Genomic DNA, 25,248 nt, shown 5'->3' with positions numbered 1-25,248 from the left:
CAGTACACCGGGACTGTCCCCCACCATCGGTCGCGCTCACCACCCCCGTCGTTGCGGTTGCGAACCCACGAGCCGGCCGGGACGTGCCTCCTCGCGGCTGCGGTAGACGATGTACGGCCGGAACAGGTATCCGACGGGGGCACTGAAGGCGTGGACTAGGCGGGTGAACGGCCATATCGCGAAGAGCACGAGGCCGATCAGCGCGTGCAGCTGGAAGCTGAACGGCGCCTCCACCATCAGGTCGCCGCGGGGTTGCAGGACCCAGATCGACCGGAACCACGGCGAGACGGTCTCCCGGTAGTTGTGTTCCTCGCCCACGACACCCGACCCCATCAGCGTGGTGGCGAGACCCGCCACGATCGCGGCGACGAGCACGACATACATGACCTTGTCGTTGAGAGTGGTGGCGCTGAAGACGGGACCGCGGGTGCGACGGCGATACACGAGCAGGGAGATGCCGACGAGCGTCGAGACACCCGCGATCGTGCCGAGCGTGATGGCCTGCACGTGATAGGCGTGCTGACTCAATCCCACGGCGTCGGTCCACGACTGCGGGATCACCAGGCCGATGACGTGGCCGACGATCACGACCAGGATCCCGAAGTGGAACATGGGGCTCGCGATGCGCAGCAACCGCGCCTCGTACAGCTGGGACGAACGGGTGGTCCATCCGAACTTGTCGTATCGGTACCGCCACCAGGTCCCCACCGCGACGATCGCGAGCGTCACGTACGGCACCACGTCCCAGAAGATCTCTCCTGCACTCATGATTCCGGAACTCCTCGCCGGGGCGGCACCGTCAGGGTGAAGGGCTGCAGACCGATCGACTCTCGGGGCGGTCCCGCCTGCGCGAGGCGCCGGGCCCGTTCCTCGTCCCGGTCGGTGACCGGCGGGAGCGTCGCGCACACGGCTGCGACGACCTGCGCGTACGGCGAGCCGGCCTCGTGCAGGGAGGTGTGCAGCACGTCGAGGGCCACCCGATACCGGGTGAGGAGTTCCTCGCCCGCGGCGGGATCCACGGTGGCCGCGAATTCGAGGACGACCGGCAGATGGTCGGGTGATTCGTGGGCGGGCGGCTCGACGCCCGCGGCGCGGTAGGCACTCGCGAAGGCGTGCATCTCGGCGCCGCGATTCCGGGTGTCGCCCGCGGTCCAGTAGGTCAGGTACATCGTCGAGCGTCGCCGCAGGTCGAAGGTCTCGACGTACCGCTGGGCCAGGACGAGCAGATCCGGTTCGTCCAGTGCGCGGATCGCCGTCCCCAGCATGTCCTGCTCGGGACCGGTGATGTGGTCGACGAGCTGCCCGGCGACGTCCAGCCGTCCGGCGTGTCCGGCGTCGGGATAGGCGAGCAGCAGCGACGCGGCCTGACGGACGAGGCGACGGTGCAGGGCGCGATCGACGCCGGCGCGCCGTGGACGCAGCAGTCTCATTGCTTCTCCCCCCTCGTGTCGTGACCGCCCGGGAACATGCCCGTCGGTACGCCCTTGCCGTCCCAGTTCAGGAGGTTCACCCGCGACGGGTTCGACGCGTTCGCCGCCATCCCATCACTGGTCTGCCGCTGTGCGAGGGCGTGGAAGGTCTCGACCGCCACCGGGACCGGGACGCCGCTGGCCTCCCCGAACGGACCCGACTCGTACATGCCGGGGCCACCTTCGTAGGACAGCGCGCAGTCCGTCGCCGACTCCTCGAGCCGATGTCCTTCGGCCGCGTAGGCGGTCGGGATGACGTACCGCTCGTCGTACTTGGCGAGCGCGAGGAGCCGGTACATCTCGTAGATCCGTTCCTCGGTCATGCCGACGGCCTCGGGGATCTCGGGGCGGGTCTCGCGGCCGAGATTGATGTCGCGCATGTAGGAGCGCATCGCGGCGAGTCGTCGCAACACCGCCTCGACCGTCGCGGTGTCCCCGGCGGTGAAGAGTTCCGCGAGGTACGCGATGGGGATGCGCAGGGCGTCGAGGGCGCCGAACAGGTTGCCGATGTCCTCGCCGTCGTGTCCCTCCCGGCTGACGGCGTCGACGACCGGTGACAGCGGTGGCACGTACCAGACCATCGGCATCGTCCGGTATTCCGGATGCAGCGGCAACGCGACCCGGTACGTGCTGATCAGGTCGTAGACCGGGGACCGTTGCGCGGCCTCGATCCACTCGTCGGAGATGCCCTCGGCGCGGGCGCCGGCGATCACCTCGGGGTCACGGGGGTCGAGCAGCAGGCCGCGTTGCGCCTCGTACAGGTCGGTGTCGTTCTCCACCGATGCCGCCTCCAGGACCCGATCGACGTCGTAGAGGACCAGACCGATGTACCGGAGCCTGCCCACGCATGTCTCCGAACACACGGTCGGCAGCCCCACCTCGACCCGCGGGTAGCAGAAGGTGCACTTCTCGGCCTTCCCGGTCTTGTGGTTGAAGTACACCTTCTTGTACGGGCATCCGGACACGCACATCCGCCAGCCGCGGCACCGGTCCTGGTCGACGAGGACGATGCCGTCCTCCGACCGCTTGTACATCGCGCCGGACGGACACGACGCCACACACGACGGGTTGAGGCAGTGCTCGCAGATCCGCGGCAGGTAGAACATGAAGGTCTGCTCGAACTCGAGCTTGACCCGGTCGCCGACCTTCTTCAGGATCGGGTCGTCGGGCACGATCGCCGGTGAGCCACCGAGGTTGTCGTCCCAGTTCGCCGACCATTCCACCTTCATCGGTTCACCGGAGATGAGGCTGCGCGGCGAGGCCACCGGGACGTGGTCGCCGAGCGGGGCGTTCGTCAGGTTGTCGTAGTCGTAGGTCCACGGTTCGTAGTAGTCGTGGATCGACGGCATCTTCGGGTTCGAGAAGATGCGGGCGAGTTTCGCGAGGCGTCCACCGTCGCGGAGACGCAGCCGTCCCTTGGTATCCCGGACCCAGCCACCGCGCCAGCGTTCCTGGTCCTCGTAGGTGCGCGGATAGCCCTGGCCCGGGCGGGTTTCGACGTTGTTGAACCACACGTACTCGGTGCCCGACCGGTTGGTCCACGCCTGTTTGCAGGTCACCGAGCAGGTGTGGCATCCAATGCACTTGTCGAGGTTCATCACCATCGCGAGTTGTGCCATGACCTTCACGATCGCCTCGCTTCCTGCTCACGCATCAGTAGACGACCTCCTGGGATCGGCGACGCACGATCGTCACCTCGTCGCGCTGGTTGCCCGTCGGGCCGAGATAGTTGAACGCGTAGGCCGTCTGCGCGTATCCACCGGCCAGGTGGCTCGGCTTGATGAGGATGCGGGTCAGCGAATTGTGGATGCCGCCGCGGCGTCCGGTGGTCTCGCTGCGCGGGACATCGATGACGCGGTCCTGGGCGTGGTAGACGAACACCACCCCTTCGGGCATCCGGTGCGAGACGATCGCCCGGCACACCACGACACCGTTGCGGTTGACGGCCTCGACCCAGTCGTTGTCGCTCACCGAGATCTTTGCGGCGTCGGCCGGCGACATCCACATCGTCGGCCCACCCCGGGACAGCGACAGCATGAACAGGTTGTCCTGATATTCCGAGTGGATCGACCACTTCGAGTGCGGGGTCAGGTATCTCACCGTCAGACCGACACCGTCGCCGGAGCCGACCGCCTGTTCGCCGAACAACCGCGACATGTCGAGTGGGGGCCGGTAGACCGGGAGCTGCTCCCCGAGCTCTTCGAGCCAGTCGTGGTCGACGTAGAAGTGCATCCGGCCCGTCAACGTGTGGAACGGTTTCAGCTCCTCGATGTTCATCGTGAACGGCGCGTACCGGCGACCTCCCGTTTCGCTCCCCGACCATTCCGGGCTCGTGATGACCGGTACGGGACGGGCCTGGGTGTCGGCGTAGGTGATCCGCCGTTCCTCGCTGCCCTCCGCGAGGTGCACGAGTCGCCGTCCGGTGCGTTTCTCCAGTTCACGGAAACCCTCGACGGCGAGCCTGCCGTTGGACGTGCCCGACAGCGCGAGGATCGTGTCGGCCATGCGTTCGGCGGTGGTGATCGCCGGACGTCCCTGTCCGGCACCGGAATCCATCACGCCGAATCTCTGTGCCAGTTCGGCGACCTCACGGTCCGGCCGGGTCACGACGCCCTTGGTGTTCAACCCGAGGGACTCGACGAGCGGACCGAGCGTCGCCCACTTCTCCGCGATCGCACCGTAGTCCCGTTCGACGACGGTGAGCGGACCCATCGTCCTCCCCGGAACCGGCACCTCGCCGGTCGAGCGCCAGTCCCGCTCGGTGCCGGACGGATACGCCATCGCTGCGGGCGTGTCGTGCTGCAGTGTCCCCATCACGATGTCGGTGCGGGTTCCCAGGTGGGTCCGGGCGAGGGTGCTGAAGGTCTGTGCGATGGCGCCGAAAGCGTCGTAGTCCGAACGGGTTTCCCAGGGCGGATCGACCGCTGCGGTGAAGGCGTGGATGTAGGGGTGCATGTCGGTGCTCGACAGGTCGCCCTTCTCGTACCAGGTCGCGGCGGGCAGGACGATGTCGGAGAACAACGTTGTCGAGGTCATGCGGAAGTCGATCGACATGAGCAGGTCGAGTTTTCCTTCGGGCAGGTCGTCGGGCCACGCCACCTCACCGGGCCGCAGGCCGGGGGCCGTCGGCTCGGCCTGCACGTTGGAATCGGTGCCGAGCAGGTGCCGCAGGAAATACTCGTTGCCCTTGCTGGACGAGCCGAGCAGGTTCGACCGCCACACGCTGAGCACGCGCGGCCAGTTCCGCGGGTCGTCGGGGTCGGTCACCGACAGTTTCAGTTCACCCGAGGCGAGTTGCTGCGCGACGTGCTGCGGGATCTCCCGTCCCGCCGCCCGTGCCTGTTCGGCAATCTCGTGGGTGTTGCGGTCGAACTGGGGATAGAAGGGTGTCCAGCCCATGGCGACCGCGGACGCCATGACGTCCATCGTGTGCTTGTCGCGGAAACGACCTCGTCCCAGCGGACTGGCCAGCGCGTCGGCACGGTAACCGTCGTAGCGCCACTGGTCGGTGTGCACGTACCAGTAGGAGGTGCCGGCCATCTGGCGAGGTGGGCGAGACCAGTCCGTCCCCATCGCCATGGCCGCCCATCCCGTGACGGGACGGCACTTCTCCTGGCCGACGTAGTGCGCCCACCCGCCTCCGTTGCGTCCCATGCAGCCGGTGAGCATGAGCAGCGCAAGTACGGCGCGATAGGTCGCGTCGCCGTGGAACCACTGGCAGATGCCGGCCCCCATGATGATCATCGAACGCCCGCCCGACTCCTCGGCGTTGCGGGCGAACTCCGTCGCGATCCGGATCGCCTGGGCCGCGGGCACCCCGGTGAGGGCCTCCTGCCAGGCCGGGGTGTACGGCGAGCCCGGGTCGTCGTACCCGCTCGGCCACTGCCCGGGCAGGTCGAGCTCCGGACGGTTCACCCCGTACTGCGCGAGCATCAGGTCGAAGACGGTGCACACGAGGTGGTCCCCGATCCGACGGACCGGCACGCCCCGTTCGATGCTTTCACCGTGCCCGTCGACGGTGTCGAAGCTCGGCAGGTACACCGCCGCGGTCTCGCCCGCTCCCCCGCCGCCGGGCGCGACCGTCAAGGTCGGGACGAGGTCGCCGAGTTCGAGATTCCACTTTCCGATGCCGTCGTCGCCGTAGCGGAAGCCGAGGGAGCCCGGGGGTACGACGACGGTGTCGGTCGCACCGTCGACGAAGACCGGTTTGAAGGCCGCGTTCTCGACGCTGTGCCCGAGATCGGCGGCGGTGAGGTTCTTGCCCGGCACGAGCCTTCCGTCGCGTTCCTCGACCCGCACGAGGAAGGGCAGGTCGGTGTACCGGCGCACGTAGTCGACGAAGAACGGCACGCGCTGCCGCACATAGAACTCGGTGAGGAGCACGTGGCCCATCGCCATCGCCAGGGCACCGTCGGTACCGGCCGCGCACGCCATCCACTCGTCGGCGAACTTGGTGTTGTCGGCGTAGTCCGGACTCACCGAGACGACCTTGGTGCCGCGGTAGCGGACCTCCGTCATCCAGTGCGCGTCCGGGGTGCGGGTGACGGGCACGTTCGAACCCCACATCATCAGGTAGGAGGCGTCCCACCAGTCCCCGGACTCGGGTACGTCGGTCTGATCGCCGAAGACCTGCGGCGACGCCACCGGTAGGTCGGCGTACCAGTCGTAGAACGACGTCATCACGCCGCCGAGCAGTTCGACGAACCGGGATCCGGCGGCGAAGGAGACCATCGACATGGCGGGGATCGGCGAGAAGCCGGCCACCCGGTCGGGTCCGTACTCCTTGATGGTGTGGACGTGCGCGGCGGCGATCATCTCGGTGGCCTCGGCCCACGTGACGCGCACCAGTCCGCCCTTGCCGCGGGCACGCTGGTAGCGGCGGCGCCGTTCGGGATCGTTCTGGACGTCGGCCCAGGCGAGCACCGGATCGCCGAGTCGCTGCCGCGCCTCCCGGTACATCTCGACGAGCAGCCCGCGCGCGTACGGATAGCGCACGCGCGTCGGCGAGTAGGTGTACCAGGAGAAGGCCGCGCCGCGCGGGCATCCACGCGGTTCGTACTCAGGACGGTCGGGACCGACTGTCGGATAGTCGGTTTCCTGGGTCTCCCAGGTGATGATGCCGTCCTTGACGTAGATCTTCCACGAGCACGAGCCGGTGCAGTTCACCCCGTGGGTCGAGCGGACGACCTTGTCGTGGCTCCAGCGGTCCCGGTAGAAGATGTCGCCCTCGCGGCCACCGCGCCGCGTGACCGTGCGTGTGTCGTCGGACTGCTCGCCGGAGGTGAAGAACCGTCCGCTGCGCACGAGCAGTTCCTCGATCCGGTTCCCGACTCCGGCGGTGTCCGTCACGGCTTCTCCTCACGTACGTCGCGGGTTCCGGATCGTGCGACAGGGGGCGGTTCATGGGCGTGCAGCCGAAATGCGGTGTAGAACACGCACACCAGTGCCGTCGCCGCGAGCAGGAGCAGACCGACGGTGTAGTCGTTGCCTTCGGCGTCGTAGGTCGCGCCCATCACCAGTGGCGGGAAGTAGCCGCCGAGCCCACCGGCAGCGGCGACGATGCCGGTGACACTGCCCACTGTGTGCGCCGGGGCGCGGCGCGCCACCCACGCGAAGACACCGCCGGTGCCGATGCCGAGGAAGATCGCCATTGTGATGAACGTCAGCGCCGACCACAGGTCGGGCGGGGGCTGGAAGGTCGCGATCACCGCCATCACGGCGGTGCCGGTGAACGAGGCCAGGACCACGTATTTCGGCGGCACCCGGTCCGACAGCGCTCCGCCCACGGGCCGGGCGAGGACCGCGGCGAGCGCGAAACCCGCCGTACGCGTACCGGCGTCGACGGCGGAGAAGCCGTAGATCATCTTGATGTAGGTGGGCAGATAGTTGCTGAACGCCACGAATCCGCCGAACACGACCGCGTACAGGAACGACATCTCCCAGGTCACACCGAGTTTCGCCGCGGCTGTCAGTTTGGGCAGCACCGGGTCGGTGTTGGGACGGAAATCGGGAGCATTGCGCATCACCAGGATGCACACCACGGCGGTCACGGCGAGGGCGGCCGCCACGACGATGTGGGTGGGCACCAGCCCGAACCAGTTCACGAAACGCGGGGTGAAGAAGGCCGACAGGGCCGTGCCCACCATGCCCGCCCCGAACACGCCGGTCGCGAAGCCGCGGCGGGCGGGGTCGTACCAGTTGTTGGCGAACGGGATCCCGACCGCGAAGATCGTGCCGGCGATGCCGAGGAAGAACCCGCAGACCAGGAGCAGCGGATAGGAGCCGGCCTCGGCGGCGAATCCGACCGCGACGACGGGAACGATCGACGACAGCGAGACGGCGATGAACATCGCCCGTCCGCCGTACCGGTCCGTCATCGCCCCGACCGCGATGCGGCCGAGGGAGCCCACGAGGATCGGCGTGGCCACCAGCATCGACGCTTCCGTGCTGCTGAGCGACATGTCGGTGGCGTAGGTCGTCGACAGCGGCCCGATCATGTTCCAGGCCCAGAAGTTGATGGCGGACACCCAGGTTGCCAGAGCCAGATTCGCTCCGCGCAACCTCCCGAGATCCGCCTGCATGCCCGTTCTCACATACTCAGGGAACCATTCCCGGGCGCGGTCCGGACCCGGTTCGGCGGAACCTCACCCGGATGACATCCGGCCGTTGCACCCCGGTAACCATGGTCTGCCGGAAACGCCGCACCCGTGGTGCCCGACCGGATGTCGGGCGCCACGGGTGCGGGGTTCACGCGCCCACCGGGAACCGGCAGGCGGGTGGGGTGATCAGGACTCGGCGTTCTCGCCGGTCGCAGCAGCCTCGGCCGACTCGTCCTCGACGGGGACGAGGCTGATCTTGCCGCGGTTGTCGATGTCGGCGATCTCGACGCGGATCTTCGAACCGACGTTCACGACGTCCTCGACCTTGGCGATGCGCTTGCCGTTGCCGAGCTTGCTGATGTGCACCAGGCCGTCGCGGCCGGGGAGCAGGGAGACGAACGCTCCGAACGCCGTGGTCTTGACCACGGTGCCGAGGAAGCGCTCGCCGACCTTCGGCAGCTGCGGGTTGGCGATGGCGTTGATCTTGTCGATCGCGGCCTGCGCGGACGGGCCGTCCGCTGCACCGACGTAGACGGTGCCGTCATCTTCGATGGAGATGTTGGCGCCGGTCTCCTCGGTGATCGAGTTGATCATCTTGCCCTTGGGGCCGATGACCTCACCGATCTTGTCCACCGGGACCTTGATGGTGGTGATTCGCGGAGCGAATTCGCTCATCTCGTCGGGCGTGTCGATGGCCTCGGCCATGACCTCGAGGATCGTGGCGCGGGCATCGTGGGCCTGCGAGAGCGCACCGGCGAGGACCTGCGACGGGATACCGTCGAGCTTGGTGTCGAGCTGCAGGGCGGTCACGAAGTCCTTCGTGCCGGCGACCTTGAAGTCCATGTCGCCGAACGCGTCCTCCGCACCGAGGATGTCGGTGAGGGCGACGTAGCGGGTCTCGCGGGTGCCGTCCTCGAGCTCGACCTCGTCGGAGACCAGGCCCATGGCGATACCGGCGACCGGGGCCTTGAGCGGCACACCGGCGTTGAGCATCGACAGCGTCGAGGCGCAGACCGAACCCATGGACGTCGAGCCGTTCGAGCCGAGGGCCTCGGAGACCTGACGGATGGCGTAGGGGAACTCCTCCTGGCTCGGCAGAACCGGGATGAGCGCGCGCTCTGCGAGGGCACCGTGGCCGATCTCGCGACGCTTCGGCGAGCCGACACGACCGGTCTCACCGGTGGAGTACGGCGGGGAGTTGTAGTGGTGCATGTAGCGCTTGCTGGTCTCGGGACCGAGCGAGTCGACCTGCTGCGCCATCTTCACCATGTCGAGCGTGGTGACACCCATGATCTGGGTCTCGCCGCGCTCGAACAGCGCCGAACCGTGGGCGCGGGGGACGACCGCGACCTCGGCGGAGAGGGCACGGATGTCGGTGACACCGCGGCCGTCGATGCGGAACTGGTCGCGCAGAATGCGCTGGCGCACGAGCTTCTTGGTCAATGAGCGGAAGGCAGCGCCGATCTCCTTCTCGCGACCCTCGAAGTTCGGAGCGACCTGCTCGAGCACCTCGACCTTGATCTCGTCGGTGCGGTCGTCGCGCTCCTGCTTGCCGGCGATGGTGAGCGCCTCGGCGAGCTTCTCCGACGCGGCGGACTCGACCGCGGTGTAGACGTCGTCCTGGTAGGGCGGGAACAGCGGGAACTCACCGGTGGGCTTCGCGGAGGCGGCGGCGAGCTGCTGCTGCGCGATGCACAGGCGGGCGATGAACGGCTTCGCCGCCTCGAGGCCCTCGGCCACGACGGACTCGGTGGGCGCCTGGGCGCCACCGTCGACGAGCGCGATGACGTTCTCGGTCGCCTCGGCCTCGACCATCATGATCGCGACATCCGCGGTGTCGGGGTTGTCTCCCCCACCGACAATGCGACCGGCGACGACCATGTCGAAGACGGCGTTCTCGAGCTGCTCGACGGTCGGGAACGCGACCCACTGGCCCGACTTGTTGTCGTCAGAGACGATGAGCGCGACACGCACGCCACCGACCGGGCCGGAGAACGGCAGGCCGGCGAGCTGGGTGGAGGCCGACGCGGCGTTGATCGCGACGACGTCGTAGAGGTCGTTCGGGTTCAGGCTCAGAACCGTGACGACGACCTGGATCTCGTTGCGCAGACCGTCGACGAAGGACGGGCGCAGCGGCCGGTCGATCAGACGGCAGGTCAGGATCGCGTCGGTAGAGGGGCGTCCCTCCCGACGGAAGAACGAGCCGGGGATGCGACCCGCGGCGTACATGCGCTCCTCGACGTCCACCGTCAACGGGAAGAAGTCGAACTGGTCCTTGGGCTGCTTCGAGGCGCTGGTGGCCGAGAGCAGCATGGTCTCGTCGTCGAGATAGGCGACGACCGAACCGGCGGCCTGGCGTGCGAGGCGGCCGGTCTCGAAACGGATGGTGCGGGTGCCGTAGGCACCGTTGTCGAGCGTTGCGGTGGTCTCGTAGACCCCTTCGTCGATCTCGACTGCGGTAGTGCTTGTCATCTGTATGTCTTCTCTTCCCTCTTCGTCTTCGCCGTACCCGCGCGGGCGCCGCGACCCCCGTGGCCACGGCTGCGCACCGACTCACGGAGGCGGTCGTCGATCGAAACCCTCCGGCGGATTCGGGATACGGCACCCGACGGGACCGGAAGGTCACTACCGAGGACCGACACCGTCGGTGCATACGGATCATCACCATTGGAGGCGATGGAAGTCGCCGGCCGAACCGGCACAAACACCGACAGCCAACGAGGCCCAGTGTAGTGGGTACCCCGTCGGCTGCCGGAAAAGATCAGCGAATGCAGATCAGGTCGTGTCCTGTCCGCGTCAGCGACGCAGACCCAGACGCTGGATGAGCGAGCGGTAACGCTCGACGTCGACCTTCTCGACGTACTTCAGCAGGCGGCGACGACGACCGACCAGCAGCAGCAGGCCGCGGCGGGAGTGGTGGTCGTGCTTGTGCTGCTTGAGGTGCTCGGTGAGGTCCACGATGCGCTTGGTGAGCAGTGCCACCTGCGCCTCGGGGGAGCCGGTGTCGGTCTCGTGGAGGCCGTACTCGCCGAGGATCTGCTTCTTCTGTTCGGTGGTCAGAGCCACTGGGTCACTCCTGTACAACTGACGTCCGCGTGACGGTAGACGGACCGGAGTCCGCCCGGTACGGCCACCGCGAACCGCAGCGCGCACCGACGGTCCAGCCTATCAGAGCCGACTTCTGCCGCCGAACCACGATCGGGTTCAGCGCCGGCCGGCACCCGCGCGGCCCACCGCGGCCGACACCTCGGCGAAAACCTGGTCGAGCAACTCGACGTACCGGTCGATGTCGCGGTCGGGACGGAGGTCGTCCCGTGCCGGGGCCAGGACGGTGACCGCCGAGCGCCACGGGTACCGCCGCGTACTCCGAGGGCAGATCCTCCCCGCGCTCGCGGTAGTAGCGCTCGATCGCGAGCGACACCGTCGTCGACGGCGAGGTCGGCCTTCACCCAGTAGGGATAGTCCAGTGAGCCCGGCGCGTCGGCGATCCGACGTGCCAGAGCACTGACCAGGTGCATGCGGGAGGCGAAGAACGACAGAATCGACTCGCGGTCCGGGGTGCGCCCCCGGTCCTCGGAGAAGACGGCGGACAAGACCTTTTTCGTACCGAACTCGCAGTTGCGTTCGTTCGGACGACACCGGACGGTCGACGGACACCCACGTCACTCGAGAGTCGGTGTCACTCGGAAGTCGGTGTCACTCGAAGTCGGTGTCACTGGGGAGTCTTCGTGAGAACCTCTCGCGCCCGTTCGGCGTCGCGGTGCATCGCGGAGATCAACGCTTCCACGGAATCGAACTTCTCCATGCCCCGCAGCCGCTCGACGAAGTCGACCGCCACGTGCTGGCCGTAGAGATCGGCCTTCTCGTCGAGGACGAACGCCTCCACCGTGCGCTTGCGTCCGGAGAAGGTCGGATTGGTGCCCACCGACACGGCTGCGAGGTAGCGCTGACCAGCTGTGAGTCCCTCGACGGGAGAACCGGAGTCGAGCACCGTGAACCAGGCCGCGTACACGCCGTCGGCGGGGATCGCCGCGTAGATCGGCGGTGCGACGTTGGCGGTCGGGAATCCGAGTCCGCGACCGCGACCGTCGCCGTGCACGACCACGCCTTCGACCCGGTGCGGGCGACCGAGTGCGTCCGCGGCCGCAACGACGTCCCCGGCGTCGACGCACGAACGAATGTAGGTCGACGAGAACGTCACGGCGTGCTCGGCGACCAGCGTGAGCCCCTGCACCGCGAACCCGAAACGCTCACCGATCGAGCGCAGCATGTCGACGGTGCCGGCCGCCTTCTTTCCGAAGGTGAAGTTCTCCCCCACGACCACCTCGGCCACGTGCAGTCGCTCGACGAGGATCTCGTGGGCGTACCGCTCCGGCGAGAGCTTCATGAATTCCGGGGTGAACGGCATGACGCAGAAAACGTCGATACCGAGTTCCTCGGCGAGCTCGGCGCGTCGCGCGAGGGTGGTCAGCTGCGCCGGGTGGCTGCCCGGGCGGACCACTTCCATGGGGTGGGGATCGAAGGTCATGAGCACGGCGGCCACACCGCGTGCCCGCGCGGCCTCGACGGCACGCGCTATGAGCTGCTGATGGCCGCGGTGTACGCCGTCGAACACGCCGATCGTGAGTACACACCGACCCCAGTCCGCAGGAATTTCGTCCAGACCTCGCCATCTCTGCACATCGGCAGCCTACGGCCCGTGAGCGGGTCGGGCACGCCCGGATGGCTCCCGGAGCGCCCCACATGACGGTGACGGCTCGGCGAATGCATAATTTCGGTGTGCCGAACTTTTCGTCGAGAGCCCACAGAACACGGTCCGTATCCTCCCGTGCCGGTCGCATGATCGCCACCTTCGCGGCCACGGCCTGCGCCGCCGCCCTCGCGGCATGTTCGACCACCGGTTCCGCCGACGATCGGCCCCTGGTCCTGACCACCTTCACCGTCCTCGCCGACATGGCGCGCAACGTCGGCGGCGACCACGTGCGGGTCGAGTCCATCACCAAGCCCGGCGCCGAGGTCCACGGCTACGAGCCCACGCCGGGCGACCTGCGGTTCGCGACCGAGGCCGACCTCGTCCTCGACAACGGACTCGGTCTCGAGCGGTGGTTCGAACAGTTCGTCGCCGATGTCGACGCCGAGCACGTGGTCGTGAGCGAGGGTGTGGACCCACTGCCGATCGGTGAGGGCGCGACGACGGGTCCCTACAACCCCCACGCCTGGATGTCCCCGCTCGCCGCCCGCGTCTACGTCGACAACATCGCCGCGGCACTGGCCGACCTCGCTCCCGAGCACGCGGACGACTTCGCGGCCCGCGCCGAGGCGTACAAGGCCGAACTCGACGGTCTCCACACCGAACTCGTCACCGCCCTCGACAGCGTGCCCGCCGACCGGCGCGCACTCGTCACCTGTGAGGGCGCGTTCAGCTATCTCGCGCGCGACGCCGGGCTGCAGGAGGCCTATCTGTGGCCGGTGAACTCCGACCAGCAGGGCACCCCGCAGCAGATCGCCCGGACCGTCGATTTCGTGCGCACCAACGAGGTTCCGGCGGTGTTCTGCGAATCGACCGTCTCGGACAAGGCGCAACGGCAGGTCGCGGCCGATACCGGAACGGAATTCGGCGGAATCCTCTACGTCGATTCGCTCTCCGAGGCGGACGGTCCCGTCCCCACCTACCTCGATCTGCTCCGACACGACATCGACGTCATCACGACGGGACTGAGGCCATGACTTCGACACTCGACACACCGGCACTGTTCGTCGACGACGTGACGGTGCGCTACGACACCGTCCTGGCCCTGCAGAACGTCACCCTGAAACTCGCACCCGGCCGCGTCTGCGGACTCGTGGGAACCAACGGCTCGGGTAAGTCGACGCTGTTCAAGACGATCATGGGTCTCGTGCGACCCACCTCGGGTCGCGTCACCATCGGCGGGACGACCACCGCCGTGGCGCGTCGCCGCACGCAGGTCGCCTACGTGCCGCAGTCCGAGGCCGTCGACTGGAACTTCCCGATCGGCGTGCGCGACGTCGTCATGACGGGCCGCTACGGCCACCAGGGCTTCCTGCGCCGCCCGCGCCCCGCCGACCACGAGGCCGTCGACGCCGCGCTCGAACGCGTGGGCATGACCGCGTTGTCCGGCCGGCAGATCGGGCAGCTCTCGGGCGGCCAGCGCAAGCGTGTCTTCGTGGCACGGGCGATCGCGCAGGGCTCGCCGCTGCTACTGCTCGACGAGCCGTTCGCGGGGGTCGACACCACCACCGAGCACGCGCTGACCGGCGTCATCCGCGAACTGGCGGCGAGCGGCCACGCGATCCTCGTCGCCACCCACGATCTTGCAGGTCTGGCGCAACTGTGCGACGAGGCGGTACTGCTGCAGCGGCGCGTGCTCGTGCACGGCTCCCCCGAGGAGGTCCTCCTCCCGGAAACCCTCGCCCGCGCCTTCGGCGCTCCCCCACCTGCGAACGGTGGACGAGCCGAGGACGTCGCACGGGAGACATACGCACAGGAGGCCGGACGATGATCGACGTGCTGATCGAACCCCTGCAGTACGGCTTCATGCAGCGCGCGCTGCTCGTCGCGGTCGCCGCGACGATCGTGTGCGCGCTGCTCAGCTGCTGGCTCGTGCTCATCGGCTGGGCGCTGATGGGCGACGCGGTCTCGCACGCCGTGCTGCCCGGTGTCGTCCTCGCCTATCTGGTGGGGGTGCCGTTCGCGCTCGGAGCCCTCGTCTTCGCCGGCATCGCCGTCGCGTTGATCTGGCTCGTCCGCGGCACGAGCCGCGTCAAGGAGGACGCCACCATCGGCATCGTCTTCACGACACTGTTCGCCCTGGGCGTGGTGCTGATCTCGAAGAACCCGAGCCAGATCGACCTGCACCACGTGCTGTTCGGAAACCTGCTCGGGCTCGCGACGGGCGACGTCTGGCAGGTGTCGATCCTGGCGGCCGTCGTGCTGGCCGTCCTCGTCGCGAAGCGCCGCGATCTGACGCTGTTCGCCTTCGACCGCGTCCAGGCGCACACCCTCGGCCTGTCCCCCGCCGCGCTGTCGGCGTTGCTGTTGTCGCTGCTCGCGGTGACGATCGTCAGCGCGCTGCAGGCGGTCGGCGTGATCCTCGTCGTCGCGATGCTCATCATCCCCGGCGCGACCGCCTATCTGCTCACCGACCGGATGGCCCGGATGCTGGTGATCGCACCGGTACTCGCAGTGATCGCCTCGGTGGTCGGTGTGTACACGAGCTACTACACCGACGCCGCGACCGGCGGCGTGGTGGTGCTCGCCCAGGCCGTGGTCTTCACCCTCGCGTACCTGTTCGCTCCGCGTCAGGGTGTCGTCACCCGGCTCGTGATGCGTCGCCGCGCGCCGGAGAGCGAAAGGACCAGCGAGCCGACGGAGAGCGTGATTCCCGGGTGACGGTTACCTAAGCTGGACGCGTGCCTGAGAGTAACGAGACCACCGCGACCGAGCTGCTGTCCTCGGTCGCACAGGACTATCTCAAGATCATGTGGACGGTCCAGGAGTGGTCCGGGGAGAAGATCTCCACCAAGCTGCTCGCCGAGAAGCTGGGCGTGTCGGCGTCCACGGTGTCCGAAGCGGTACGCCGCCTCGCGGACCAGGGACTCGTCGACCACGAGCGCTACGGCGCGATCTCCCTCACCGACGAGGGCCGGCAGGCCGCCGTGGCGATGGTCCGGCGCCACCGCCTCATCGAGACCTTCCTGGTCCGCGAGCTCGGCTACGGGTGGGACGAAGTGCACGACGAGGCCGAGATCCTCGAGCACGCCGTCTCCGAACGGATGGTCGCAGCGATCGACACCAAACTCGGTCATCCCGAACGCGACCCGCACGGCGACCCGATCCCGGCGCCCGACGGCACGATCCCGTCACCACCCGCCCGCGCCCTGAGCGAGTTCAACGACGGCGACCACGGCCGCGTGGCCCGCATCTCCGACTCCGACCCCGCGATGCTGCGCTACTTCGACGAGGTCGGGATCGCCCTCGACACCGACATCACCGTGCTCGAACGTCGCGACTTCGCCGGAACCATCTCGGTCCGGTTGGGCCGGACCGAGGGCCGCACGATCGATCTCGGTCACCCGGCGGCGGAAGCGATCTGGCTCGTCTGAGCCGGCTGCGATCCGGCCCGTCCGAGCCCGCTCACATGTTGGAGGGGCGCACCACGAACACCGCCGCAGCCCGCTTGCCCTTCTCCTGCAGCAGCGCTGCAGCCCGACCCTGCGCATCCACGGCGCCGTAGACGCCGTGGATCCCGACGGGCTCGAGCCAGCGGCCGTTCGCGAGCAGCCCCACCTCCTCGTCGCTGATGGTGCGGCACTCGAAGGCCGTGCGCACGGCCGCGTCGATGTCGAGGCTCGGCGTCGGGTCGTCGGCGAGCTGTTCGAGCGTGCGGGCATGTTCGAGGCCGAACGGGCCGACCTTCGTGCGACGCAGCGCCGTGAGATGACCGCCCACTCCGAGGGCCGCGCCGAGATCGCGTGCGAGCGCCCGAATGTAGGTGCCGGACGAGCAGTCCACGTCGACGTCGACGTCCACGAAGCCGCTCCCGGGCACATCGCGGCGGGCGAGGACGTCGAACCGCGAGACCGTGACCGGCCGGGCCTTCAACTCGACCGCCTCCCCCTCGCGCATGCGGGCGTAGGCGCGCTTGCCGTCGATCTTGATGGCGCTGACGCTGGCGGGCACCTGCTGGATGTCGCCTGTCAGCGCGGCCACGCCCTCGCCGATCTGCTCGTCGGTCACGTGCGTCGCATCGGTGGTCGCGACGGTCTCGCCTTCCGCGTCGTCCGTGACGGTGCTCTGCCCGAGACGGATCGTCGCGGTGTACGACTTGGTCGTCAGTGCGAGCAGCCCGAGCAGCTTGGTGGCGCGCTCGACGCCGAGGACGAGCACGCCCGTCGCCATGGGGTCGAGAGTGCCCGCGTGCCCGACCTTGCGGGTGCCGAGCAGTCGGCGGCAGCGCGCCACCACGTCGTGGCTCGTCATGCCGGCCGGCTTGTCGACGACGAGCAGGCCTGCGCGGGCGAGTGCCGGATGTTCCTGCGGGGGTGCGGCGTCGTTCATCAGCGCACCGTGATCGCGGTGAGGACGAGACCGTCGGCGATGAGCCACCGTCCGTCGAAGCCCGTCAGCGGCTGCCCGTCGAGGGGGTCGCCGGGGACGAGCAGTCGCGAGTGGAAGGTGCCGGTGACCACGTCCGAGGTGGTGTCGCGCTCGAAGGTGATGTGGGCGTCCTCGAAGCCCAGCCACCTCTTCGTCAGCGGGAACCACGCCTTGTAGGTGGCCTCCTTGGCGCAGAACAGCAGACGGTCCCAGTGCAGGTCGTCGCCGGCCGAGGCGAGCCACTCGCGTTCGGGTTCGAGGCTCACCGCGGGCAGCACCCCGTCGGGGAGCACGTCGTGCGGTTCGGCGTCGATGCCGAGCGATCGGATCTGCAGCGAATAGCCCAGCACGGCACCGCGATAGCCGTCGCAGTGGGTGAGGCTGCCGACGACGCCGCGAGGCCAGACGGGATCGCCCATCTCTCCGCGCAGTACCGGCGCGGGGTCGACGCCGAGGGTGCGCATGGCCTGGCGGGCGCAATGACGGGCACCGGCGAACTCGCGGCGCCGCTTCTCCACGGCCCGCGCCACGAGCGGCTCCTCCTGGGGATGCGGCCGCAGTCCCGGTGGGTCCTCGAACAACTCGGCTGCAGCGACGCCGTCCGGCACGATGCGCCCGATCAGCGCGCCGCGCGTGTCCGTCTTCTGCCCGGTGTCCGGTTCGGTCACCGCAACTCCTTCTCTCGTTGAGCCCGCATCTTCTCGGCCTCGGCTTCCATCTCGGGGGTCACGGTGAAATGACCGCCCCACTTGTTCAGGCTGCCCGGCGGATACTCCGGGACGGGGAGGATCTGCCGCAGGGGCTGCTCCGGCATGCCGCGTCGCTGCCATTCGCGCGGGTAGCCGACCGAGACCTCCTCGAAGCGCACCCCGTCGTAGTAGGTGGTCCGCGGGATATGCAGGTGGCCGTACACGCTGCACAGCGCCCGGTAGCGCAGGTGCCAGTCGGCCGTCTCGGTGGTACCGCACCACAGGGCGAACTCGGGGTAGAACAGCATCCGCGTGGGTTCGCGCACCAGCGGGAAGTGGTTGATCAGCACGGTGGGCAGGGCGGGGTCGAGCGCGTCGAGACGGGCGCGGGTCTGATCCACGCGTACCCGGCACCAGGTGTCGCGCGTGATGTACGGATCCGGCTTCAGCAGGAACTCGTCGGTCGCGACGACGTTGCGTTCGCGCGCCAGCGCGAGCCCGTCCGCCTTCGTCGTGGTGCCCTCCGGCAGGAACGAGTAGTCGTAGAGCAGGAACATCGGCACGAGCACCACCGGCCCGTCCTCGCCCTCCCAGATCGGATACGGATCCTCAGGGGTGAGCACGTCGAGTTCGCGGCACATCGTGACGAGATAGTCGTAGCGCGCGACCCCGAACATCTGCACCGGGTCCTTGGCGGTCGTCCACAGTTCGTGGTTGCCGGGCACCCAGATCACCTTCGCGAACCGGCTGCGGAGCAGCGACAGCGCCCACCGGATGTCGTCGGTCTTCTCCGACACGTCGCCCGCGACGATCAACCAGTCGTCGGGCGACTCCGGATACAGGTCCTCGGTGACCGGCCGGTTGCCCCGATGACCCACATGGATGTCGCTGATCGCCCACAGCTTCGCTGCCACGCACTAACCTCCCGACTCGTCCTGGATGCACCCCTGCCGGTCCGCGCCCGTCACCGCCCATCGTCCCGAGAGCGTGCGCCACACGACGGCGATCATCCGGAACACGATGAACACCGTAAGCCCCGTCCAGATCCCCGCCAGACCCCAGTCGTACGCGAGCGACAACCAGATCAACGGCAGGAAGCCGAACAGCGCCGAGGCCAGCGTCGCGGTGCGCAGGAAGGCGGCGTCCCCCGCACCGAGGAGAACACCGTCGAGTGCGAAGACGATTCCCGCGAGCGGCATGATCGCGACGAAGAACCACCACGCGACGCCGATCTGGTCGAGCACCTCGGTATCGGTGGTGAACAGATCAGGAATCACATCCTCCCCCGCCACGAAGACCACCGCGAGGACGACGGCGAAGACCACCGACCACGCCGACAACCGCCACGCCAGGCGAGTCGCGCCCCGGCGGTCGGCCGCACCGAGCGCGGCGCCGACGAGGGCCTGCGCAGCGATCGCCAGCGAGTCCAGGGTGAGGGTCACGAAGGTCCACAGTTGCAGCACGACCTGATGACCGGCCACCGCGGCCGCACCGAAGCGCGACGCCACCGCCGCCGCGGACAGGAAGCAGGCCTGGAATGCGAGGCTGCGCGCGATCAGGTCACGTCCGAGCCGCAACTGTGCCCCGATCACGGCGGGTCGCGGTCGCAGCGGAACCCCGGACCGCAGCAGCGCCACGACGAACAGGACGGCCGTCACGGACTGCCCGATCACGTTGGCGATGGCCGAACCGACGAGTTCCCACCGGGGAGCGCCCAGCAGTCCGTGGACCAGTGCCGGGCACAGCACCGCCGACAGGGCGAGGCCGGCGATGACGAATCGCAGCGGCCGCATCGTGTCCTGGACGCCGCGCATCCAACCGTTCCCGGCCAGGCCGACGAGGATCGGGGGAGCCCCGAACAGCGCGACGCGCAGCCACGAGACGGCGGCGTCGGCGATCTCGGCATCGCCGGCGAGCAGCCGCGCGACGGGGCCGGCCAGCGCCTGGCCGACGAGCAGGATCGCAAGTCCGACGATCATCGCGAGCCAGGTCGCCTGCACGCCCTCGCCGACAGCGTCGTCGTGCCGGTCCGCACCGTGGAAACGCGCCGCGCGCGCGGTGGTGCCGTACGACAGGAAGGTGAGCTGGGTGCTCACCTGCGCGAGGATCAACCCGCCGATCGCGAGACCGGCCAGGGGCAGCGCCCCCAGCCGGCCGACGACGGCGATGTCGAACAGCAGGTAGAGCGGTTCGGCCGCGAGCACCCCGAGGGCGGGAAGGACGAGCCCGAGGATCCGCCGTCCGGTGACGTCGGAAGCGTGTGAGCCGCCGGGCGTCTCAGAGGCGCGTGAGCCGCCGGGCGTCTCAGAGGCGCGTGAGCCGCCGGGCGTCTCGGAGGCGCGTGAGCCGCCGGGCGTCTCGGAGGCGGGCGACCCGCCGGACGCAGTCAACCGAGCACGCCGCGCAGGGCGGCGACGATCCGATCGGTGTCGCCGTGGGCGGTGTACCCCGCCGCCAGGCGGTGTCCTCCGCCGCCGAGTGCGGTGGCGACGGCGGACACGTCCACCGAGGTCTTCGCGCGCAGCGAGACGGTCCATTCCTCGGGAGCGACCTCCTTGAACACCGCGGCAACCTCGGCCTCGGCGGTGGTGCGCACGATGTCGATGACGCTCTCAACCTCCTCCGGACCGAGATGCGCGGAGTCGGCGCGCCGGACGAAGGCGTAGACCAGTCCCCTGCCCTGAGCAGCGTCGCGTTCGAGTGTGGCGGTGGCCAGCACCGACGACAGCATCGGCAACCACCCGAAGGGATGGGTGTCGAGCAGGGCCCGCGTGATCGACGTGCCGTCGATACCGGTGGCAAGCAGGCGCTCGGCAAGTCCGTGGGCCTGCGGGCGACCCCAGCGGAACGATCCGGTGTCGGTCACCAGGCCCGCGTACAGGCAGTGCGCGAGTGCGGCGTCGATCTCGACACCCCACACGTCGAAGAGGTCGGCGAGCACCATCGCGGTGGCCTCGGACTCCGGGTCGACGAGGTTGTGGGTGCCGAACCGCGTGTTGGACAGGTGGTGGTCGATCACCAGGACGTTCGGGGCGGTCTTCAGACGGTCGCGCAGGACACCGAGACGGCCCGCGGTACCGCAGTCGACGGTCACCACGAGATCGGCCTCACGGCGTACCTCCGCGACCGGCGTGACCAGGTGTGCGCCCGGCAGCGACCGCATCGAGTCCGGCATGTTCGCGGGCGAACCGAACGCGACCTGCACGGCGACACCGCGTCGCTCGAGCGCCAGCCCGAGGGCCAGCCCGCTGCCGAGGGTGTCGGCGTCGGGGTTGATGTGGCACAGCACCGTCACGGTGGCCGCCGCGTCGAGCAGTGCGGCGGCACCGTGCAGATCGACGGATCCTGCCGGGCCGGACGGGACGCCGGCATCGTCCCGGTGCGACGGGACCACCGGAGGAGTCGGGTCGGGCACCGGTGCGTTATTCGTCGTCGTCACCGGCGTCGCGCTCACGGGATTCCTTGTAGGGATCGGCATCGCCGGCCGGAACGGCGCCCTCACGGGCGCGTGCGACCTCGTCGTCGGCCGCGCGAGCGCGCGCGAGGAGTTCCTCCATGTGCCGTGCCGTGTCGGGCACGGTGTCGGTGACGAACGTCAGCGTCGGGGTGAACCGCACACCGGTGCCGGCGCCGACCTTCGAGCGGAGCACGCCCTTGGCCTTCTCGAGGCCGGCAGCAGCGGCCTCGTGATCGGGTTCGGTGTTCAGATCCGCGCCCCGGACCGTGTAGTAGACGGTGGCGTCGTGCAGATCCGCGGTGACCTTCGCGTCGGTGATCGTCACGAACTCGAGGCGCGGATCCTTGATCTCGAGGTCGATGGCGGTGGCCACGATGGTGGCAATGCGCTTCGCGAGTCGGCGAGCCCGTGCTGGATCGGCCATGTCGTTCGTTCCCTTCTGTAGCCGCCGGCAGGCGGCCTGTCGTGCGGCCGGGATCAGTCCTCGGGCCCGTACAGCCTGCGTCTGACCGACAGCAGGTCGAGTTCGGGCCGCTGGGCGACCAGCCGCTCACACTTGTCCAGTATCTCTCCGACGTGCGCGAGGTCGGGGGCGACGACCGCCACACCCACCTGCGCCCGGCGGTACAGATCGTGTTCCCCGGTTTCGGCGGCGGACACCCCGAGCCGGCGCAGTTCTGCGACCACCGGACGGATCGCCGATCTCTTCTGCTTGAGCGAATGCACGTCGCCGAGCAGCAGGTCGAGTTCGAGCGCTCCCAGATACATTCGCTTCTCTCCTCGAGGACACTCCGGTCGGCCGTCCGGTCGGCTCCGTGCCGGCCGGGTCGGGCGTCCCGACACACCCGTGGCGGCGAACGACGAATCGTTCACCGCCACGGGTGCGGGTGGATCAGTCGCGCGGCTTCTCGCGCAACTCGTACGCCTCGATCACGTCGCCGACCTTGATGTCGGAGTAGGTGATCGTCAAACCGCACTCGAAGCCCTCGCGGACCTCGGTGACGTCGTCCTTCTCGCGGCGCAGCGACGAGATGGTGACCGTCTCGGCCACGACGTTGCTGTCGCGGATGAGGCGGGCCTTCGCGTTGCGCTTGACGATGCCGGACTGCACGAGGCAACCCGCGATGTTGCCGACCTTCGACGACTTGAAGATCGCGCGGATCTCGGCGCGGCCGAGCTCGACCTCCTCGTAGATCGGCTTGAGCATGCCCTTGAGGGCCTTCTCCACCTCGTCGATCGCCTGGTAGATGACCGAGTAGTAGCGGATGTCGACACCCTCGCGGTTCGCGAGCTCGGTGGCCTTGCCCTCGGCGCGGACGTTGAAGCCGATGATCACGGCGTTCGACGCGGCAGCGAGGTTGACGTTGGTCTCGGTGACGCCACCGACACCGCGGTCGATGACCCGCAGGCGCACCTCGTCGTCGATCTCGATACCCATGAGCGCCTCTTCGAGGGCCTCGACGGTACCCGAGTTGTCGCCCTTGAGGATGAGGTTGAGCTCGTTGTGCTCCTTGAGAGCGGCATCGAGATCCTCGAGGCTGATGCGCTTACGGCTACGTGCTGCGAGCGCGTTGCGCTTGCGGGCATTACGCCGGTCGGCGATCTGACGCGCGATGCGGTCCTCTTCGACGACGACGAGGTTGTCCCCGGCGCCGGGCACCGACGTGAAGCCGACGACCTGGACCGGACGCGAAGGCAGTGCCTCGAGCACGTCCTCGCCGTGCTCGTCGACCATGCGGCGCACGCGGCCGTAGGCGTCGCCGGCGACGATCGAGTCGCCGACCCGCAGAGTGCCGCGCTGGATGAGCACCGTGGCCACCGGACCGCGACCGCGGTCGAGGTGCGCCTCGATGGCGACGCCCTGCGCCTCCATGTCCGGGTTGGCCCGCAGATCGAGCGCTGCGTCGGCGGTGAGCAGCACCGCTTCGAGCAGCTGGTCGATGTTGAGGTTCTGCTTCGCGGAGATGTCGACGAACATGGTGTCGCCGCCGTACTCCTCCGCCACCAGCCCGTACTCGGTGAGCTGCTGACGGATCTTCTGAGGGTTCGCACCCTCCTTGTCGATCTTGTTCACCGCGACCACGATCGGGACATCGGCGGCCTGTGCGTGGTTGATCGCCTCCACCGTCTGCGGCATGACGCCGTCGTCGGCTGCGACCACGAGGATCGCGATGTCCGTCGCCTTCGCGCCGCGGGCACGCATCGCGGTGAACGCCTCGTGACCCGGGGTGTCGATGAAGGTGATCAGGCGATCTTCACCGTTGAGGTGCGTCATCACCTGGTAGGCACCGATGTGCTGGGTGATGCCACCGGCCTCACCCTCGCCGACGTTCTCCTTCCGGATCGTGTCGAGCAGGCGGGTCTTGCCGTGGTCGACGTGACCCATGACGGTGACCACCGGCGGACGCTGCTGGAGGTCTTCCTCGCCGCCCTCGTCCTCGCCGTACTGGATGTCGAACGACTCGAGCAGCTCGCGGTCCTCATCCTCGGGCGAGACGACCTGCACGACGTAGTTCATCTCCGAGCCGAGCAGCTCGAGGATGTCGTCGTTCACCGACTGAGTGGCCGTGACCATCTCACCGAGGTTGAACAGCGCCTGCACCAGGGCCGACGGGTTCGCGTCGATCTTCTCGGCGAAGTCGGACAGCGATGCGCCGCGAGCGAGACGGATGGTCTCGCCGTTGCCACGCGGCAACCGCACGCCGCCGACCGACGGCGCCTGCATCGAATCGTATTCCTGCCGCTTCTGCCGCTTCGACTTACGACCACGACGCGGAGCGCCACCGGGACGACCGAACGCGCCGGCTGCACCGCCGCGACCGCGTCCACCGCCACCGCCACCGGGGCGACCGCGGAAACCACCGGGAGCACCTGCACCTGCAGGTGCGCCGCCACCGGCGCCGCCACCGCGGTAGCCGCCGCCACCGCCACCGGGACGTCCACCGGGAGCTCCGCCCGGACGACCCGGACGACCGGATGCGGCCGGACGCGCAGCACGCTGCGGCATCGCACCCGGGTTGGGACGCGGGGGCATCGAACCCGGGGACGGACGGGGACCGCCCTGTCCGGGCGCGGGGCGGGGACCGCCCTGTCCGGGAGCCGGACGCGGACCGGCCTGGCCGGGTCCGGGACGCGGGCCACCGGGGCCTGCTGCGGGACGTCCCTGTCCGGGCGTGGGGCGGGGGCCGCCCTGTCCGGGGGTAGGACGCGGTCCGCCCGGGCCGGGGCGCGGGGCACCCGGACGCGGAGCGGGACGCTCGGCCGGAGCCGAGGAGTACGGGTTGTTACCGACGCGCGGGGTCTTCGGACCCGGACGCGGACCGGCCGGCTTGGGGCCGGGCTTGGCCGCGGGAGCCTGCGGCGTCGCGCTGGGAGCCTGAGCAGCCGGGGACTGCGGTGCCGCCTGGGCAGCGGGGGCCTGCGGCGCGGGAGCCGCGGGCTCCTCCGGTGCCGGAGCGGGCTTGGGAGCAGCCGGCTTCGGTGCGCCGGGCTTCGGACGCGCGGTCTCGGCCGCGGGGGCCGGGCTCGCAGGGGTGGGCCGGGGACCCGGCCGGGGGGCACCGGGCTTCGGTGCGGGGTTGGGTGCAGCCTTCGCGGCTGCATCGCCTTCGGTCTTACCGAACGATTCGCGCAGTCGACGCGCGACCGGCGGTTCGACGGTCGACGACGCGGACTTGACGAACTCGCCCTGTTCCTTCAGGCGTGCGAGTAGTTCCTTGCTGGTGACACCGAGTTCTTTCGCCAACTCGTGCACGCGGGCCTTGCCTGCCACTGCTCTCCTCACTGATGAGGTCGAGCGGCCGACTGCCCGCACGACCTCGGGTTATCTCCGATGGACGTTCATCGCTGGTGCTTCACGGTGTGCTCATGAGTGTTCGTGCCTGTTCTTCTCAGAGTGCGATGTCACTGTTGGTGT

Annotated in this window: 20 protein-coding genes; 4 read left to right on the top strand and 16 right to left on the bottom strand. The window is 68.9% G+C overall.

The window, feature by feature from the left end:
- Window positions 1-36: 36 nt before the first annotated feature.
- From narI to IM25_RS15400, 8 genes are all read right to left on the bottom strand, one after another.
- The gene (gene narI / locus IM25_RS15435; protein WP_006551257.1) at window positions 37-768 is read right to left on the bottom strand and encodes a respiratory nitrate reductase subunit gamma; all 732 of its coding nucleotides are present in this window, start codon (window positions 766-768) and stop codon (window positions 37-39) included.
- Window positions 765-1,430 carry a nitrate reductase molybdenum cofactor assembly chaperone gene (gene narJ, locus IM25_RS15430; RefSeq protein ID WP_006551258.1) on the bottom strand — a complete coding sequence of 222 codons (666 nt, stop codon included), beginning with the start codon at window positions 1,428-1,430 and terminating at the stop codon, window positions 765-767. Before narJ ends, narI begins: the two co-directional genes overlap by 4 nt.
- Complete coding sequence (gene narH / locus IM25_RS15425; protein WP_033096525.1) at window positions 1,427-3,097, bottom strand: nitrate reductase subunit beta; 1,671 nt, start codon at window positions 3,095-3,097, stop codon at window positions 1,427-1,429. Before narH ends, narJ begins: the two co-directional genes overlap by 4 nt.
- 25 nt (window positions 3,098-3,122) lie before the next feature.
- Window positions 3,123-6,818, bottom strand: coding sequence for a nitrate reductase subunit alpha (locus IM25_RS15420; protein WP_006551260.1), 3,696 nt, complete (start codon window positions 6,816-6,818; stop codon window positions 3,123-3,125).
- Window positions 6,815-8,050: a nitrate/nitrite transporter gene (locus IM25_RS15415; RefSeq protein WP_065996160.1), complete on the bottom strand. Its 1,236-nt coding sequence runs from the start codon at window positions 8,048-8,050 to the stop codon at window positions 6,815-6,817. Before IM25_RS15415 ends, IM25_RS15420 begins: the two co-directional genes overlap by 4 nt.
- Before the next feature lie 204 nt (window positions 8,051-8,254).
- A complete protein-coding gene (locus IM25_RS15410; protein WP_065996159.1) occupies window positions 8,255-10,540 on the bottom strand; it encodes a polyribonucleotide nucleotidyltransferase in 2,286 nt (761 codons plus the stop codon).
- A gap of 324 nt (window positions 10,541-10,864) precedes the next feature.
- Window positions 10,865-11,134, bottom strand: coding sequence for a 30S ribosomal protein S15 (rpsO, locus tag IM25_RS15405; protein ID WP_006551263.1), 270 nt, complete (start codon window positions 11,132-11,134; stop codon window positions 10,865-10,867).
- Window positions 11,135-11,780: 646 nt separating this feature from the next.
- Entirely contained in the window at window positions 11,781-12,749 is a 969-nt protein-coding gene (locus IM25_RS15400) for a bifunctional riboflavin kinase/FAD synthetase (RefSeq protein WP_006551264.1), read from the bottom strand.
- A gap of 158 nt (window positions 12,750-12,907) precedes the next feature.
- Here IM25_RS15400 and IM25_RS15395 point away from each other — a divergent pair, with 158 nt between their 5' ends.
- Genes IM25_RS15395 through IM25_RS15380 form a run of 4 tightly spaced genes read left to right on the top strand, consistent with a single transcriptional unit; the run spans window position 12,908 to window position 16,192 of the window.
- A complete protein-coding gene (locus tag IM25_RS15395; protein WP_006551265.1) occupies window positions 12,908-13,795 on the top strand; it encodes a metal ABC transporter substrate-binding protein in 888 nt (295 codons plus the stop codon).
- Window positions 13,792-14,589, top strand: a complete 798-nt coding sequence (locus IM25_RS15390) for a metal ABC transporter ATP-binding protein (protein ID WP_065996158.1) — start codon at window positions 13,792-13,794, stop codon at window positions 14,587-14,589. The genes IM25_RS15395 and IM25_RS15390 overlap by 4 nt, the downstream gene beginning before the upstream one ends.
- Window positions 14,586-15,479 carry a metal ABC transporter permease gene (locus IM25_RS15385; protein WP_065996157.1) on the top strand — a complete coding sequence of 298 codons (894 nt, stop codon included), beginning with the start codon at window positions 14,586-14,588 and terminating at the stop codon, window positions 15,477-15,479. Before IM25_RS15390 ends, IM25_RS15385 begins: the two co-directional genes overlap by 4 nt.
- Before the next feature lie 20 nt (window positions 15,480-15,499).
- Window positions 15,500-16,192: a metal-dependent transcriptional regulator gene (locus tag IM25_RS15380; protein WP_006551268.1), complete on the top strand. Its 693-nt coding sequence runs from the start codon at window positions 15,500-15,502 to the stop codon at window positions 16,190-16,192.
- 31 nt (window positions 16,193-16,223) lie between these two features.
- Here the strand turns inward: IM25_RS15380 and truB are convergent, their stop codons facing one another.
- From truB to infB, 8 genes are all read right to left on the bottom strand, one after another.
- Window positions 16,224-17,147, bottom strand: coding sequence for a tRNA pseudouridine(55) synthase TruB (gene truB / locus IM25_RS15375; RefSeq protein ID WP_019289147.1), 924 nt, complete (start codon window positions 17,145-17,147; stop codon window positions 16,224-16,226).
- Window positions 17,147-17,809: a 4'-phosphopantetheinyl transferase Npt gene (gene npt / locus IM25_RS15370; protein ID WP_065996535.1), complete on the bottom strand. Its 663-nt coding sequence runs from the start codon at window positions 17,807-17,809 to the stop codon at window positions 17,147-17,149. The genes truB and npt overlap by 1 nt, the downstream gene beginning before the upstream one ends.
- Before the next feature lie 41 nt (window positions 17,810-17,850).
- Window positions 17,851-18,789, bottom strand: a complete 939-nt coding sequence (locus IM25_RS15365) for a metallophosphoesterase family protein (RefSeq protein ID WP_006551271.1) — start codon at window positions 18,787-18,789, stop codon at window positions 17,851-17,853.
- 3 nt (window positions 18,790-18,792) lie between these two features.
- Complete coding sequence (locus IM25_RS15360; protein ID WP_065996536.1) at window positions 18,793-20,109, bottom strand: MATE family efflux transporter; 1,317 nt, start codon at window positions 20,107-20,109, stop codon at window positions 18,793-18,795.
- A 152-nt stretch (window positions 20,110-20,261) separates the two neighbouring features.
- Window positions 20,262-21,269, bottom strand: a complete 1,008-nt coding sequence (locus IM25_RS15355) for a DHH family phosphoesterase (RefSeq protein ID WP_052039970.1) — start codon at window positions 21,267-21,269, stop codon at window positions 20,262-20,264.
- Between the two features lie 28 nt (window positions 21,270-21,297).
- A complete protein-coding gene (gene rbfA / locus IM25_RS15350; RefSeq protein ID WP_006551274.1) occupies window positions 21,298-21,756 on the bottom strand; it encodes a 30S ribosome-binding factor RbfA in 459 nt (152 codons plus the stop codon).
- A 53-nt stretch (window positions 21,757-21,809) separates the two neighbouring features.
- Window positions 21,810-22,100: a DUF503 domain-containing protein gene (locus IM25_RS15345; protein ID WP_006551275.1), complete on the bottom strand. Its 291-nt coding sequence runs from the start codon at window positions 22,098-22,100 to the stop codon at window positions 21,810-21,812.
- A 124-nt stretch (window positions 22,101-22,224) separates the two neighbouring features.
- Entirely contained in the window at window positions 22,225-25,104 is a 2,880-nt protein-coding gene (infB, locus tag IM25_RS15340) for a translation initiation factor IF-2 (protein ID WP_024100657.1), read from the bottom strand.
- Window positions 25,105-25,248: the final 144 nt, after the last annotated feature.

The organism is Rhodococcus sp. p52 (assembly GCF_000763325.2).
Taxonomy (GTDB): Bacteria; Actinomycetota; Actinomycetes; order Mycobacteriales; family Mycobacteriaceae; genus Rhodococcus; species Rhodococcus pyridinivorans.
Note: the sequence above shows the minus strand (reverse complement) of the source record. Positions and strands in the feature narration are given on the sequence as shown.

Coding starts and splice junctions, on each gene's coding strand:
- narI (WP_006551257.1), bottom strand. CDS start 768: ATGAGTGCAGGAGAGATCTTCTGGGACGTGGTGCCGTACGTGACGCTC.
- narJ (WP_006551258.1), bottom strand. CDS start 1,430: ATGAGACTGCTGCGTCCACGGCGCGCCGGCGTCGATCGCGCCCTGCAC.
- IM25_RS15415 (WP_065996160.1), bottom strand. CDS start 8,050: ATGCAGGCGGATCTCGGGAGGTTGCGCGGAGCGAATCTGGCTCTGGCA.
- IM25_RS15410 (WP_065996159.1), bottom strand. CDS start 10,540: ATGACAAGCACTACCGCAGTCGAGATCGACGAAGGGGTCTACGAGACC.
- IM25_RS15395 (WP_006551265.1), top strand. CDS start 12,908: ATGATCGCCACCTTCGCGGCCACGGCCTGCGCCGCCGCCCTCGCGGCA.
- IM25_RS15390 (WP_065996158.1), top strand. CDS start 13,792: ATGACTTCGACACTCGACACACCGGCACTGTTCGTCGACGACGTGACG.
- IM25_RS15385 (WP_065996157.1), top strand. CDS start 14,586: ATGATCGACGTGCTGATCGAACCCCTGCAGTACGGCTTCATGCAGCGC.
- truB (WP_019289147.1), bottom strand. CDS start 17,147: ATGAACGACGCCGCACCCCCGCAGGAACATCCGGCACTCGCCCGCGCA.
- rbfA (WP_006551274.1), bottom strand. CDS start 21,756: ATGGCCGATCCAGCACGGGCTCGCCGACTCGCGAAGCGCATTGCCACC.
- IM25_RS15345 (WP_006551275.1), bottom strand. CDS start 22,100: ATGTATCTGGGAGCGCTCGAACTCGACCTGCTGCTCGGCGACGTGCAT.